Below are 14,019 nucleotides of genomic sequence, written 5' to 3' on the forward strand. Positions count from 1 at the left end.
CCCTGAGCGTACTCAGGGTTTTAATTTATAACTTAGCGATTAAGAATCTTTGTTTTGAGCATCATCTGTTTCAGATTTAACTTCTTCAACTTTCGACTCTTCAGCTTTTGGTTCCGCTTTAGCTTCTTCTGCCTTAGCTTCAGGTTTTGCTTCTTCCTTTGTAGGTTCAGCTTTTACCTGATCACCCCAACCAGCTGGATCACGAATCTCTTGCTTACGCTCCATCAAGTCATCAATTTGACCTGCATCGATCGTTTCGAACTTCATTAGAGCGTCTTTCATCGAATGCATGATATCCATGTTATCTTCAAGAATCTTCTTAGCTCTATCGTAGTTACGGTCGATAAGGATACGAATCTCTTCATCGATAAGCTTAGTCGTGTCATCAGAAACGTGCTTAGCTTGGCTCATGCCGCGACCTAGGAAAACTTCACCTTCTTCTTCTGCGTAAAGAAGAGGACCCAATTTCTCAGAGAAGCCCCACTGCGTAACCATCTTACGAGCAATATCAGTTGCACGTTCGATATCGTTAGACGCACCAGTTGACACTTTGTCTTTACCGTAAATAAGTTCTTCAGCAAGACGACCACCGTACAGGCTAGAAATCATAGACTCTAGATGTTGGCGAGACATGCTCACACGATCTTGCTCTGGCAAGTACATGGTTACACCAAGCGCACGACCACGTGGAATGATTGACACCTTGTACACTGGATCGTGTTCAGGTACCAAACGACCAACAATTGCGTGACCCGCTTCGTGGTAAGCCGTTGACTCTTTCACTTCTTCAGACATAACCATTGAACGGCGCTCTGCACCCATCATAATTTTGTCTTTCGCAAGTTCAAACTCAACCATAGATACATTGCGCTTGTTACCACGAGCAGCAAATAGCGCCGCTTCGTTCACAAGGTTCGCAAGATCTGCACCAGAGAAGCCTGGAGTACCACGAGCGATCAGCGACGGTTCAACATCACCTGATAGTGGCACTTTACGCATGTGTACTTTAAGAATCTGTTCACGACCACGTACATCCGGTAGACCAACCACAACTTGACGGTCAAAACGACCAGGACGAAGTAATGCAGGGTCTAGTACGTCTGGACGGTTAGTCGCAGCGATAACGATAATACCTTCGTTACCTTCGAAACCATCCATCTCAACCAACATTTGGTTCAGTGTTTGTTCACGTTCATCGTGACCACCACCAACACCAGCGCCACGTTGACGACCTACAGCATCAATTTCATCGATAAAGATGATACAAGGTGCCGCTTTCTTCGCTTGTTCGAACATGTCACGCACACGAGATGCACCAACACCAACAAACATTTCAACGAAGTCAGAACCAGAGATAGTAAAGAACGGTACTTTCGCTTCACCGGCAATCGCTTTTGCAAGCAATGTTTTACCCGTACCAGGAGGACCAACCAACAGGATACCTGTCGGGATCTTACCACCTAGCTTTTGGAAGCGGCTTGGGTCACGAAGGTAGTCCACAAGCTCTTTCACGTCTTCTTTTGCTTCGTCACAACCAGCAACATCAGCAAACATGGTTTTGATTTGTTCTTCGCTCATCATTCGAGCTTTACTCTTACCGAAAGACATCGCGCCTTTACCGCCGCCGCCGCCTTGCATTTGACGCATGAAGAAAATCCATACACCAATCAGTAAGATCATTGGGAACCATGAGATGAAGATAGTGCCAAGCAGGCTCTGCTCTTCAGGTGGTGTACCCTGAACTTTTACGTTTTGATTAATTAAGTCATCAAGTAGCTTTTGATCATAAACAGGCATGTAAGTTACATACTTAGAACCACCACCACGACGTGTGAAAGTGATTTCGCTGTTATTGAACTGTGCGTCTTGAATCTGGCCTTGGCCAACTTCCTGTACAAACGTGGTGTAATCTACTGCTCTGCCATTACTTTCCCCAGGGCCGAAGCTCTGGAATACCGACATCAACACTACCGCGATAACAAGCCACAGAATTAAATTTTTTGCCATGTCACTCAAGGTGTAAGCCTCTCGATAACTAATTGTAATTAAAGGTAGGGTACTACAGTTTGTAACCTGTAGCCATGTTGTTAACTCTCACTCTTGGAAGAGAATCGTTAACCTTTGTAACCAGTGGCTACGATAAACACTTCACGAGATCGAGCTCGAGAAGAGTCGGGTTTTCTAACTTTTACTGTTTTAAACATCTCGCGGACGTCCTTAACGTATTGGTCAAACCCTTCGCCTTGGAATACTTTTACAACAAAACTACCATTGGTAGCTAGAACTTGTCGACACATATCCAAAGCTAATTCAACTAAATACATAGCTCTTGGCTGATCCACAGAATTGTTGCCTGCTATATTAGGTGCCATATCTGACATCACGACATCAACCATGTTTGGTTGTATACGTTCCAACAAGGCATCTAGCACAGCTTCTTCGCGGAAATCGCCTTGTAAAAAGCTAACACCAGCAATCGGATCCATTGGTAACAAGTCACACGCAATGATTTGTCCGTTGTCTCCAACAATCTTAGCAGCATATTGAGACCAACCGCCAGGTGCTGCACCCAAATCCACAATGGTCATCCCAGGAGACAGCAATTTATCTTTCGTTTGAATCTCTTCCATTTTGAAATAAGCACGTGAACGATAGCCTTTCTTTCTTGCTTCATTTGCGTACTTGTCGTCGAAGTGTTCCTTCAACCAACGGCCTGAACTGGCCGAGTGTTTCTGTTTGCTCATTGGATACCTAAATTGGAGGAAAGTACTAATTGCTGAATAAATTATAGTCTTCAGCTTTAGATGGCGTTAAAATAGGTTTTTTCAACCCTAATAGTAAAGAAAATTGGCCGCGTAATGAACCTAAGTACCAAACAAAAGCAGCATCTAAAGGGCCTAGCTCACAGTTTAAAACCTGTTGTGCTAATGGGCGCAAATGGACTTACTGAAGCTGTTCTAGCGGAAATCGAATTAGCTCTAGACCACCACGAACTGATCAAGATTAAAGTTGCATCAGAAGACCGTGAGACTAAGCAACTGATTATCGATGCAATTGTACGTGAAACTAAAGCTGAGAAAGTACAGACTATCGGTAAAGTTCTAGTACTGTTCCGCCAGTCAGAAGCACGTAAAATCGAGATTCCACGTAAATAAGCGAGTTTGATATAAGCTAACTTCACTAATAGGAAGCCACAGCGCTTATCTTTTAGTGTAGCGTGAGAAACGAAAAAGGTCGCATTTAGCGACCTTTTTACTTATCAGAAACAAAGAAAATTCAATTAGATATATTCTACTTTGTCGATTTCGAAGTCTTTGTCACCACCAGGGGTAGAGATCATGACTTCGTCGCCTTCCATTTTACCGATAAGACCGCGAGCAATTGGCGATTTCACAGAAATGCGACCCGTTTTGATGTCTGCTTCGTCTTCTGAAACGATTTGGTAGCGGAACTCATCATCGGTATCCACATCAATCAGTGTCACTGTCGTACCAAAGATAATCTTGCCCGTATTATCCATTTGCGTTACATCGATGATCTGAGCCAGTGATAGCTTATATTCGATATCACGGATTTGAGCTTCACAGATACCTTGCTCTTCACGAGCGGCGTGGTATTCAGCATTCTCTTTTAAGTCACCTAGTTCACGTGCTTCACCAATAGCTGCTGAGATAACAGGGCGTAGCTTAAGTAGGCGATCTAATTCATCACGTAGCTGCTGAGCGCCACGTACTGTCATTGGAACCTTTTCCATTTTTTACCTCTATGCCAAAGCTTTCTTTGGCCAACATAAATACACCCAACGTATTTATTGGGTGATAGAAACAAAACGATTTGGCTTAGTGTAAACAAACTTTATGGCTAAATCACCTTTATTCCACTTTGCGTTATAAAAGCTTTATCTAGGTCTAAATTACAGACATCACAAAAATGAATAATAACCTCCCCATCAATAAGTTGAGAATTAAATACCTAAAAAAACAAAAAACAAACAAAATAAACACAGATCACACTTTTATAAAAATCACTTTAAAACAAACACTTAATCAACAAGAGATATAATAAAACAGTGTTCATTTTTTAGTTTTATATCATTTTACTAACTGACCATGGAACTTTAGAGGTAAAAAGTAACCCATGGATTGCACTGGCATTTTTCAGACTTCTGTTCTAATCATGATTATGAAGCCTGATTAATACAGGCAATACACAAAAGGGTTCAAATCCTTGATAAAACTTCTATGGACAGTAATTAGGAAATAATAACATGAACAAGACTATGATCGCGCTTGCTGTATCTGCTGCAGCTCTTGCTACTAACGCAGTGGCAGCGGACGGTAAACAAGCTGGTGGTATCGAAGGTACATCTGTATACAGCTCAAACGGCACTTCTCTAGAAATCGGTGGTCGTGCGGAAGCTCGTCTATCTCTAAAAGATGGCAAAGCACAAGACAACTCTCGTGTACGTCTAAACTTCCTAGGTAAAGTTGAAATCCAAGATGGCCTATACGGCGTTGGTTTCTACGAAGGCGAATTCGTTTCTAACCCAGAAACTGTACTAAATACATCTGGCGAAAAAGTTACGGTAGACAGTTTAGACAACCGTTACGCTTACGCTGGTATCGGCGGTACATTCGGAGAAGTGACATACGGTAAGAACGACGGCGCTCTAGGCGTTATCACAGACTTCACTGATATCATGTCTTACCACGGTAATTCCGCAGCAGACAAACTTGCAGCAGCAGACCGTACAGACAACATGCTTTCTTACAAAGGTCAATTCCAAGACCTAAGCGTAAAAGCAAGCTACCGCTTTGCAGATCGTACAGATTCAGCAACTGACAGTGGTTACGACGACAACGGTGAAGATGGTTACTCTCTATCTGGTATCTACGCAATCGGCGATTCTGGCTTCAAGCTAGGTGCGGGTTACGCTGATCAAGACCTAGACAACGAATACATGCTAGCGGCATCTTTCCGCACTGAAGCTCTATACTTTGCAGGTGTATTCACTGACGGTGAGAAAGAAGCTGACACTCTACGCCGTACTGTAGATTACACAGGTTACGAATTTGCAACTGCGTACACGCTAGATAAAACTGCGTTTACTCTAACGTACAACAACGCAGAAACTAACGATGAGACTTCTGCAGATAACGTTGCAATCGATGCAACTTACTACTTCAAGCCTAACTTCCGCACGTACATCTCGTACAACTTCAACCTAATTTCTGAAGGTGACAAGATCGGCGGTACATCTCTAGTAAACGGTAATGCATCTAAAGCTGACGCTGAAGACGAAATCGCTCTAGGTCTACGTTACGACTTCTAATTCTGATTATCTAATTGATTAATTAGTTAATTGAGAATCAAAACGCCCGCTATCTAGCGGGCGTTTTTTATATCTGTATACTGAAAACATCAGCCATCCAAGAAATCTTCTATGCGCCTTCTATCCACACTACTTGTATGTAGTTTTTCCATTAGCGCTTTCTCAGTTAACGCTTTCGCTTACCCCCCTCTAGATAAACTGCCTGATGGCAGTAGCACCAGTGTAATTTTGGAATCCCTGAGAGGCGATTCATACAAAATGAATTCCAACAGTGATGGCTTCTACCCTCCCGCCAGTACTTTAAAGCTGGTCACAGCTTTAGCAGCGAAGTTGGAATTAGGGGATGACTTTCACTATACGACTAGCATTGCTCGTTCTAATAAAGATGTTGTGCTCTCATTCAGCGGCGACCCGACGCTACAAAGAGAGCAGTTAAAAAGGCTTTTAGCTCAATATACTAAATCACAATCTAAAACCATTAACGGTAACCTGTATCTCGATAACTCGACTTATACGGGCTATCAACGCGCGGTGGGTTGGCCTTGGGACATTTTAGGCGTTTGTTACAGCGCGCCTTCTAGTGCAATGACCTTGGACAGCAACTGCGCACAAGCCTCTATTTATACAAAAGGTAATGGCAGCACTCGCGTTTATATTCCCGCTCACTATCCGATAGACGTGACGACCACCGCTGCCACGGTAACTCGCTCTGGGCAGAAGGCGACACAATGCGACTTGGAACTCATCACCACACCAGATAACGCTTACAAGCTCTCTGGTTGCTTGGTTGAGCGTAAAAAGCCACTGCCACTCAAGTTCGCGATTCAAAATCCAGAACTTTACACCTATCAAGTCGTGACATCGCTTCTCAAAGAACTGAAAATAGAAGTAAAAGGTGATGTGATTATTGGTAAAAAAGCGAAAGCAGACAAAACCACGTTAGTCGCTAGTCACAACTCAGAAAAGCTTCCTGAACTGCTCGATATCATGCTCAAGAAGTCGGATAACCTTATCGCAGATAATCTAACTAAAACGCTAGGAGCGACATTTTATGTTCAACCGGGTAGCTTCAATAACGGTACTGAAGCGATAAAGCAGATACTGCTGACCAAGGCTAATATTGACCTCAGTAAAGCGCAGCTCGTCGATGGTTCAGGGTTATCCAGAAACAACCGAATGAGGTCACAGACCATGGCTCAAGTGCTTCGTTATATCTGGGAAAACGATCAACAGCTCAACCTGATTGAGGCTATGCCTAGATCTGGCACTGATGGAACGCTCAAATACCGTCAAAGCATGAGAAAAGCACCGATTCAAGGCAACATTATCGCCAAAAGTGGTTCTCTATACGGCAGTTACAACATGGCGGGATACGGATTGGATAAAGCGGGAAAACCAAACTCTCTGTTTGTGCAATTTGTCCGTGATTACTTCCCTGAAGAACAAGATCCAGACAAACCAGTGGAAGCACCAATCACCCAGTTTGAACGTGCTTTCTACAAAGATGTGGTCGAGTTCAGTCAACCACAAAGCAAATCTAAGTAATGCTTAGCTTTGTGTAAGCTTCTAGTTTAATAATAAAAATGGCGCTGAAGACCTTCAATCTGCAGCGCCATTTTTATTTCTCAGATGTATTTAGCTATTTTTATAGATGCCTATTTTTATAGGAGCTAAGCGATACCGAGGAATGAGTTAACCACAGTGAAGTAGATCCACATTCCTGAGATATCAACTATGGAAGCAAGCACTGGGCTCACTAACACCGCTGGATCAAGCTTAAATAGCCTAGCAACTATCGGCAATCCGCCACCCAGCACGGTTGATATGGTCACCTGAATAAACAGCGCTACCGCAATAGCTAACGCAATCATGTTGATATCATAACCACCTGTCGCTTGGTTTTCACTAAAGAGCAAAATACGTCCAATCATCACTACAGCAATCGCTAAAGCTAAACAAATAGCAACTCTAAACTCTTTCCATAGAACGTTAGCCCATTGGCGTTTTTTCAACTCACCTGTGGCTAAGGCTCGGATCACCAAAGTCGCTGCTTGTGTTCCGGTGTTACCACCAGCAGCAGCAATTACCGGCATGTAGATTGCCAAAAGTACCAACTGACTGAGAATGTCTTCATACTGAGCAATGATAAGCCCTGAGACGATTCCCAATAGTGCTAACGCAATAATCCAACCGATACGCTGCCTGACGTGGCTCATGACGCCAGTCGAAAGGTAACCCTGTTGAGGTTCTACCTCAGAGTAGATCAGCCCTAGTTGGTGAGCTAGATGTCGAGAGCGCTTCTCAAAGCCCTGCTCTTCTAGCTCACTAAGTAAAGTCTGAATCGTACTCAAAGAGCATTGCCCCAGCACTAGCACCGCATCTTCGAGCGGCATTCGATTCAAAAGATTAATTTGTTGTTCACGTCCGTACTGTTGAAATGCATTCGATACAGCTTGGATGTCTTGCTCTGAGTACAGAGCTTCAATAGATAAAAAAGTGTTGTTCATTACCGTCATGGCGAATCTCCCGATTGGCAAAGGTAACGACCATCAAAACAAATAGCCTATAGCTAATACACCAAGAGCGTACAGCTAAGCGCACCAAGAGCTGAAAGCTACTGATGTGTCTACTTGTTAGAATCTAGTGTGTGGAAAAGAATGCGGGGGAAAACAAAGATACCCTACCTGAACGGCAGGACAATAGATCAATACCGAGACAGGTTATTCTTCTCCATTCAAACTAGGAGGATGGTCGGTATTGTTCATAAAAATCTCCAGAATTACTGTCAATTTGACAGCGCGCATAGTGTAGCAATAGGCGTTTCAAAGTTTCGTCAACTTTAAGTCAATAAAAAAGGCATCCGTGGATGCCTTTGGTTCAATTATTGATGTGCATTATTACTTAATAGTAATACGAGCAAACTTACGCTTACCTACTTGGTAAACGGCAGTACCTGCTTCAGGCACGAATTTGCTGTCTTCAATCTTCTCGCCTTCAAGCTTAGCAGCGCCTTGCTTGATCATACGCATCGCATCAGAAGTCGAGTTTACAAGACCCGCTTCTTTTAGAACGTTCGCAATTGGCAGGCCTGCTTCGAATTCAAACTCCGGCATTTCATCAGGAACTTGGTTCTTAGCAAAACGGTTAACGAACTCTTGCTCAGCGGCTTCAGCATCTGCTTCACTGTGGAAACGAGCGATGATCTCTTTAGCAAGAAGCACTTTAACGTCACGCGGGTTCTTACCTGCATCAACGCCAGCTTTCAGTTCCGCAACTTCTTCAAGAGGACGGAAAGACAGCAGCTCGTAGTAGCTCCACATTAGATCGTCAGAGATAGACATGATCTTACCAAACATCTCGCTTGGTGCTTCGCTAATACCGATGTAGTTATGCGCAGACTTAGACATCTTCTTAACACCGTCTAGACCAACAAGTAGTGGCATCATTAGTACCGCTTGTGGTTTTTGACCTGCTGCTTTTTGCAGTTCACGACCCATTAGAAGGTTAAACTTCTGGTCAGTACCGCCAAGCTCAACGTCGCTCTCTAGTGCAACAGAGTCGTGACCTTGTAGAAGTGGGTACATGAATTCGTGGATTGCGATCGGTTGACCACCAGCGTAACGCTTTTTGAAGTCATCACGCTCAAGCATACGAGCAACAGTTTGGTTAGAAGCAAGACGAATCATGCCTTCAGCGCCAAGCTCAGATAGCCATTCAGAGTTGAAACGAATTTGCGTCTTCGCAGGATCTAGAATCTTAAATACTTGCTCTTTGTAAGTTTCAGCATTCTTCAATACGTCTTCGCGGCTTAGCGGTGGACGTGTTGAGTTTTTACCTGATGGGTCACCAACCATTGCAGTGAAATCACCGATAAGGAATGTCACTTCATGACCAAGCTCTTGGAAAGCACGAAGCTTGTTAAAGATAACCGTATGGCCTAGGTGGATATCTGGAGCTGTTGGATCGGCACCCAGCTTAATGCGTAAAGGACGACCTTCTTTTAGTTTTGCAATCAGTTCGTCTTCTGGAATCAGTTCTTCTACGCCACGTTTGATCTCGGCTAGTGCAGCTTCAATACTCGCCATTCTTGTTCACTCCCACAGATTTGGCAAAAATACATTAATTAGACATCTTACTTGAATAGCGATGTATTTTGAAACCAGTTACACTATTCCGTCGTCGATTTTCATAATATTTACAGAACGAACCGGAACATGTTGTCTATTTTTGCACGCCTTCCTATTTTGCACCGGGCTTTTATCGCATTTTTTAGTGCCATAATTTTCGTCGCGATTTTCTTACTCCCCGACGTCAACAGTTTGCGTGACGATTCGGGCGCTTTAGTTGTGGGAAAACATTACCCACTGACTATCAATGCCTCTGCACTTATTAGCTCAAGTGACGCTCCACCGACGGCAGTGCTCAATTGGGAGAAATACACCGTTCGCTCTGGCGAAAGCACCTCTGTTTTATTTGAACGTATTGGCCTCTCATACCGTCTGCTGATCACGCTACTCAATACCAATAATGATATTAAGAAGCAGCTGTCTAACCTAAGACCTGGTGATGTCTTGCAGTTCGGCTTTGATGAAAACAACGACCTTATTCAGTTAAAACGACAACTTAGTGCGTTTGAAAGCTTCAAGATCACTAAATCTGGCGATTCTTTCTCATCAAGTTTCGACAAAAAAGAAGTGGTATACCAATACAATTATGCCGAAGCCAACATCACCTCTAACTTCTGGAACGCTGGCGTCAGCGCAGGTTTAACCGCAAACCAAATTATGGAACTGGCCGGCATCTTCGGTTGGGATATCGACTTTGCGTTAGATATTCGTAAGAACGACAGCTTCAAAATCTTATACCAAGAGAAAGTGGTTGAAGGTGAAGTAGTTGGTCGCGGTAAGATCATGGCAGCCGTGTTCAAAAACCAAGGCGATTCATTTACCGCGGTATTGGATGATAAAAGCGGCAACTACTTCGATGAAAATGGTCGTGCGATGAAGAAGGCGTTCTTGCGCTCACCAATTGATTTTCGTCGCGTAACATCGAACTTTAACCCTACCAGGAGACACCCAGTAACCGGTAAGATTCGAGCTCACCGCGGTACTGACTACGCAGCCCCTGTTGGCACGCCTATCTGGGCAGCCGGTGACGGTATTGTTCAGAAGTCAGGTTACAACCAATTCAATGGTAACTACGTGTTCATCCGCCACAGCAACACCTACATCACCAAGTACCTGCACATGAAGCGACGTATGGTGAAAACCGGTCAGCGCGTAAAACAAGGCCAAACCATTGGTACTTTGGGCGGTACAGGCCGTGTGACTGGCCCGCACTTACATTATGAATTCTTGGTTAATGGCGTACATAAAAATGCGCGTACCGTGAAATTGCCTCAATCCAAGTCGTTAACTGGTAAAGCAAAAGCAACCTTTATTGCCAACTCAGAGATTCGATTAAGAAACCTTGAGCGATACGGTCAGTTACTAGCGACTAACTAGGCGTTTGTAGCTTCACTGCAAAATAGAAAAATGCAAAGAGCGCCCATCAAGGCGCTCTTTTTTATGCTCACATACCACAACTAGCTACTGTTTTTCAGGTTTGTTGTTCCGTCCAAGCATTAACAAACAAGGGGTTAATACTAAAGTCAGCACCGTGGCAAACGCCAAACCACCAGCAATAGCGGTCGCAAGCTGTGACCACCATTGTGTACTTGGCGCGCCAAACTCTATCTTTTGATTAATCAGGTCGATGTTCATCTCTAACACCATCGGCATTAAACCTAAGATAGTCGTAACCGTCGTGAGCATTACTGGCCTTAAACGCTGAACACCGGTTCTTAGAATCGCATCTCGCTTGTCCAAGCCTCTTTTGATGAGCTGATTATAAGTATCAATCAACACGATGTTGTTGTTCACGACTATGCCGGCGAGCGCTATTACCCCAATTCCCGACATCACAATGCCAAACGGACGTTGGAAGATCAGTAAGCCAACGAACACGCCAACGGTCGAAAACAATACAGCACTCAGAATCAAAAACGCTTGATAGAAGCTATTGAACTGAGTAATCAGAATCAAAGCCATTACCGCCAAAGCAACCAAGAAAGCACTTTGTAAAAAGGCTGACGAGTTTTCTTGTTCTTCGTTTTGACCACGGATGCGAAATTCCACGCTACTCGGCAGCCCTAGCTCACTCAATGCTTGTTCGATCTTTGGTAGTTCGAGAGCAAGGTTATACCCTTCTTCCATATCCGCCATGATGTTCACCACACGCTTGCCATCAAGGCGTTTAATGGTGTCTTGCTTATGGTCGGGAACGATCTGAGCGAAATTAGTAATAGGTACTAAACCTGCTGGCGTTTTCACCCTAAGCTGGTCGAAGCGCCCGATATCACGCTTATCATTAGGGTAGCGCACCAAGATATCGACCTCTTCTGAAGAGTCATCGGGCAGATAATCACCAATCTTGAGACCATTAGTCACGAATTGAACGGTATTACCCACTAAGGTCGCATCAGCTGCAAAGCGCGCAGCATCGTCGCGGCGAATATCCACCTTCCAATCGATGCCATCTTTACTCGCAGTATCGCTGATATTGGTCAGTGCTTTATTTCCATCAGCCCAACCTCTCACAATTTTTGCAGCCTGATTGAGCTGCTCTGGAGTTCTTGCCGACAGCTCAATCACTAAGTCATTTTCAACCGGAGGCCCAGCATCAGGGAACTTATATTCAATCTCAACACCAGCGTATTGATCGGTTTGTACCTTCAACTCATCAATAATCGCCTTAACGCTGCGTCGATATTGCCAGTCAACAGGCGTAATTGAGATCAAACCAATCTGGTCGTCACCACCAGTACGCGTGTAAACGGTATCGAACTCATCATGATTGAGCATCATCAGTTCAATATCACGCATGATGTCATCCTTTTCTTGGATAGACAGATCCCCATGCGAGCGAACTTTGACATTAAAGAATGGCGGATCAACTTCTGGGAAGAACTCTGCACCTAGACCCGCTTTTGAATAAGTAAAACCAACTGCAACCGCGAGCAGTGCCGCACTGAACAAAATCTTAAAGGGGTGTTTAATCGCTAAAGAAAGCGTGTGGTAGTAAGCCTTGGTTAAACCAGTAGCCTGTGAAAAGTCACCATTATGCAGTGCGACCATTCGAGCTTGGCTTTTAGACGATACGTATTGAGGTTTGCCAATCAAACCGCCCAGCACGGGCACAAACAACAACGCCATGATCAATGATGCAGTTAAAGTCGCGATCAGAGTTAGTGGTAAGAACTTCATAAATTCGCCCGTCACATCAGGCCAAAACAGTAACGGAGCAAATGCGGCTAAGGTTGTGGCAGTCGATGCGGTTATCGGCCACGCCATCCGTTTCGCTGCATCTCGGTAAGCGGCTTTGCGCCCTTCACCCTCTTGCATTCGCCTGTCTGCAAATTCGGTCACCACAATCGCACCGTCTACTAGCATCCCCACCGCCATAATCAGAGAGAACAGCACTACGATGTTGACGGTTAAGCCAAACACCGAAAGAACCAATAACCCGGTTAGGAATGAGCCTGGAATGGAAATACCCACTAACAAAGCGGTACGCACACCAAGAATCGCGATGATAACGATCACCACCAGAATAATGGCGGATAAGATATTGTTTTGCAGATCATTAAGCATGATCTTCACATCTTTAGATTCATCCCAGGTGTATTTGACCAACAGGTTATTTGGCCATTCCGCTTGCTGCTGAGCACCAGCCATTACCGCTTTGACTAGCTCAACGGTTTCGATGATGTTCTCACCTGCACGCTTCTTGATATCCAACACCACCGCAGATTTGCCATCTAAACGAGCAAAACTTTCAGGATCTCGAAACGCTCGACGAACCGTAGCGACATCGCCAAAAGTGACCACCTGCTTGCCATCCACTTTAATAGGCAACTCAAGCACGTCTTTTAAGGAGTTAAATACCGAAGGGACTTTGACAGAAAAACGTCCGTAGCCAGTATCAACAAAACCTGCGGCCACCACTCGATTGTTCAGAGCGATCAGATTATAGATATCCGCTTGATCTAAGCTGTAGCTCTCCATCAATAACGGATCGACAATGATCTCGACGATGTCAGCGCGATCGCCCGCAATATCGACTTCAAGGATTTGGCGATAGCTTTCTAATTTGTCTCCAAGCTCTCGGGCAATTTGCACTATGGTGCGCTCAGGAACGGTACCGAATAGCACAACAGACAAAACAGGTTGCTCAGAAGCCAGCGTCACCTCATTTACGGTCGGTTCGTCACTGTCTTCTGGTAGTTTTGGTTTAGCCAGATCAACCGCGTCACGCACATCGGCCATTGCTTTGGTGAGATCGACGCCAACATTAAACTCCAACACAACAGAGGCATGCCCTTCTGCTGCGGTTGCTGTCATCTCTTTTACGCCTTCAATCGACCTCAGCTCTTGCTCAATAGGTCGAACCAATAAACGTTCTGCATCCGTTGGCGAGATCCCTTGGTGCCCGACCGAAACATAGATAATTGGGATGGTAATGTCTGGGCTCGATTCCTTAGGTATCGTGATATAGGTGACGACACCGGCTACAAGGATTAACGCTAAAAGGGAGAGCATTGTTCGAGCACGAGACAAGGCTGCATCAATAATTGAATACATCGGTTA

At 44.5% G+C, this 14,019-nt stretch carries 10 protein-coding genes; 4 read left to right on the plus strand and 6 right to left on the minus strand.

Annotation, left to right across the window (positions count from 1 at the left end; all coding sequences use genetic code 11):
- Positions 1-39: 39 nt before the first annotated feature.
- Positions 40-2,007 (minus strand): ATP-dependent zinc metalloprotease FtsH, encoded by a 1,968-nt coding sequence (gene ftsH / locus BCU07_RS10315; RefSeq protein ID WP_017068905.1) that lies wholly within the window; start codon positions 2,005-2,007, stop codon positions 40-42.
- Positions 2,008-2,114: 107 nt separating this feature from the next.
- Entirely contained in the window at positions 2,115-2,744 is a 630-nt protein-coding gene (gene rlmE / locus BCU07_RS10320) for a 23S rRNA (uridine(2552)-2'-O)-methyltransferase RlmE (RefSeq protein ID WP_017059396.1), read from the minus strand.
- 114 nt (positions 2,745-2,858) lie between these two features.
- Between rlmE and yhbY the strand changes: the two genes are divergently transcribed.
- Entirely contained in the window at positions 2,859-3,155 is a 297-nt protein-coding gene (gene yhbY, locus BCU07_RS10325) for a ribosome assembly RNA-binding protein YhbY (RefSeq protein WP_004738252.1), read from the plus strand.
- 125 nt (positions 3,156-3,280) lie between these two features.
- Here the strand turns inward: yhbY and greA are convergent, their stop codons facing one another.
- Positions 3,281-3,754, minus strand: a complete 474-nt coding sequence (gene greA / locus BCU07_RS10330; protein WP_017059397.1) for a transcription elongation factor GreA — start codon at positions 3,752-3,754, stop codon at positions 3,281-3,283.
- Between the two features lie 513 nt (positions 3,755-4,267).
- Between greA and BCU07_RS10335 the strand changes: the two genes are divergently transcribed.
- Both BCU07_RS10335 and dacB read left to right on the plus strand, forming a co-directional pair.
- Complete coding sequence (locus tag BCU07_RS10335; RefSeq protein ID WP_102428939.1) at positions 4,268-5,332, plus strand: porin; 1,065 nt, start codon at positions 4,268-4,270, stop codon at positions 5,330-5,332.
- Positions 5,333-5,443: 111 nt separating this feature from the next.
- Complete coding sequence (dacB, locus tag BCU07_RS10340) at positions 5,444-6,877, plus strand: serine-type D-Ala-D-Ala carboxypeptidase (RefSeq protein ID WP_102428940.1); 1,434 nt, start codon at positions 5,444-5,446, stop codon at positions 6,875-6,877.
- A 125-nt stretch (positions 6,878-7,002) separates the two neighbouring features.
- Here dacB and BCU07_RS10345 read toward each other — a convergent pair whose 3' ends face one another.
- Both BCU07_RS10345 and tyrS read right to left on the minus strand, forming a co-directional pair.
- The gene (locus tag BCU07_RS10345) at positions 7,003-7,848 is read right to left on the minus strand and encodes a magnesium transporter (RefSeq protein WP_102428941.1); all 846 of its coding nucleotides are present in this window, start codon (positions 7,846-7,848) and stop codon (positions 7,003-7,005) included.
- A 381-nt stretch (positions 7,849-8,229) separates the two neighbouring features.
- The gene (gene tyrS / locus BCU07_RS10350; protein WP_017059402.1) at positions 8,230-9,417 is read right to left on the minus strand and encodes a tyrosine--tRNA ligase; all 1,188 of its coding nucleotides are present in this window, start codon (positions 9,415-9,417) and stop codon (positions 8,230-8,232) included.
- 129 nt (positions 9,418-9,546) lie between these two features.
- Here tyrS and BCU07_RS10355 point away from each other — a divergent pair, with 129 nt between their 5' ends.
- Positions 9,547-10,836: a peptidoglycan DD-metalloendopeptidase family protein gene (locus BCU07_RS10355; protein ID WP_065584911.1), complete on the plus strand. Its 1,290-nt coding sequence runs from the start codon at positions 9,547-9,549 to the stop codon at positions 10,834-10,836.
- A gap of 84 nt (positions 10,837-10,920) precedes the next feature.
- Here the strand turns inward: BCU07_RS10355 and BCU07_RS10360 are convergent, their stop codons facing one another.
- Positions 10,921-14,013, minus strand: coding sequence for an efflux RND transporter permease subunit (locus tag BCU07_RS10360; protein WP_017063268.1), 3,093 nt, complete (start codon positions 14,011-14,013; stop codon positions 10,921-10,923).
- Positions 14,014-14,019: the final 6 nt, after the last annotated feature.

Origin of the sequence: Vibrio sp. 10N.261.54.E10 (assembly GCF_002877735.2) — a bacterium.
Classification (GTDB): Bacteria; Pseudomonadota; Gammaproteobacteria; order Enterobacterales; family Vibrionaceae; genus Vibrio; species Vibrio crassostreae_C.